Annotated in this window: 1 protein-coding gene and 1 rRNA gene; both read left to right on the forward strand. The window is 48.5% G+C overall.

The features are described from left to right. Positions 1–181: hypothetical protein (locus JGH11_RS20425; RefSeq protein ID WP_236264256.1), on the forward strand; the 181-nt coding region annotated here is incomplete at its 5' end. An 81-nt stretch (positions 182–262) separates the two neighbouring features. Continuing rightward, positions 263–1,789: ribosomal RNA gene (locus JGH11_RS19880) — 16S ribosomal RNA — on the forward strand. The last annotated feature ends 18 nt before the right edge of the window (positions 1,790–1,807 follow it).

A 1,807-nucleotide genomic window follows, 5' to 3' on the forward strand; every position in this document is an offset into this window, starting at 1 on the left:
TCTCTTAAAAGATTTGGAGTATAATAAAGTTTTCTCTACTTTTGCATCCGCTTTCCCACTGAAGGATACGGGCCAACGGGCCTGGATAGGGGGGAGAGAAACAATAGCGATCTTTGAAGGAAATGAATACAACATTATAGAGTGTAGTACAATAGACCTGCTTTTAGCAGGGAAAACTTAGGGTATTATACCGTCAATAACTTTTCAATAAATTTGAGAAATTGATTGAGGACAGGACAAAGGATTTAAAGTAAAAAAATATACAAAGAAGAGTTTGATCCTGGCTCAGGATGAACGCTAGCGATAGGCCTAACACATGCAAGTCGAGGGGCAGCATAGAGTAGCAATACTTTGATGGCGACCGGCGCACGGGTGAGTAACGCGTATGTAACCTGCCTACTACAGGGGAATAACCCGGAGAAATTCGGACTAATACCGCATAAAACAGGGGTCCCGCATGGGAATATTTGTTAAAGATTTATCGGTAGTAGATGGGCATGCGTTCCATTAGCTGGTTGGTGAGGTAACGGCTCACCAAGGCAACGATGGATAGGGGAACTGAGAGGTTTATCCCCCACACTGGAACTGAGACACGGACCAGACTCCTACGGGAGGCAGCAGTGAGGAATATTGGTCAATGGACGAGAGTCTGAACCAGCCAAATCGCGTGAAGGAAGACTGCCTTATGGGTTGTAAACTTCTTTTATACAGGAATAAAAAGGCATACGTGTATGTTATTGCATGTACTGTATGAATAAGCATCGGCTAACTCCGTGCCAGCAGCCGCGGTAATACGGAGGATGCGAGCGTTATCCGGATTTATTGGGTTTAAAGGGTGCGCAGGCGGGCTTTTAAGTCAGCGGTGAAATTTTCAGGCTCAACCTGAACACTGCCGTTGAAACTGGGAGTCTTGAGTATAGATGAAGTAGGCGGAATTCGTTGTGTAGCGGTGACATGCTTAGATATAACGAGGAACTCCAATTGCGTAGGCAGCTTACTAAGCTATAACTGACGCTCAAGCACGAAAGCGTGGGGATCAAACAGGATTAGATACCCTGGTAGTCCACGCCGTAAACGATGATTACTAGTTGTTTGTGATATACAATAAGTGACTAAGCGAAAGCGATAAGTAATCCACCTGGGGAGTACGCCGGCAACGGTGAAACTCAAAGGAATTGACGGGGGCCCGCACAAGCGGAGGAACATGTGGTTTAATTCGATGATACGCGAGGAACCTTACCCGGGCTTGAAATGTAGAGGAATAATGAAGAAATTTGTTAGCCAGCAATGGTCTCTATGTAGGTGCTGCATGGTTGTCGTCAGCTCGTGCCGTGAGGTGTCGGCTTAAGTGCCATAACGAGCGCAACCCACATCGTTAGTTACTAACAGGTAGAGCTGAGGACTCTAACGAGACTGCCGTCGTAAGATGCGAGGAAGGTGTGGATGACGTCAAATCAGCACGGCCCTTACGTCCGGGGCGACACACGTGTTACAATGGGGGGTACAAAGGGCAGCTACCTGGCGACAGGATGCTAATCTCCAAAGCCTCTCCCAGTTCGGATCGGAGTCTGCAACTCGACTCCGTGAAGCTGGATTCGCTAGTAATCGCGCATCAGCCATGGCGCGGTGAATACGTTCCCGGGCCTTGTACACACCGCCCGTCAAGCCATGGAAGCTGGGGGTATCTGAAGTGCGTAACCGCAAGGAGCGTCCTAGGGTAAAACCGGTGACTGGGGCTAAGTCGTAACAAGGTAGCCGTACCGGAAGGTGCGGCTGGAACACCTCCTTTCTGGAGTTTCTGTCCTAT

This window comes from Dysgonomonas sp. Marseille-P4677 (genome assembly GCF_016652235.1).
GTDB lineage: Bacteria > Bacteroidota > Bacteroidia > Bacteroidales > Dysgonomonadaceae > Dysgonomonas.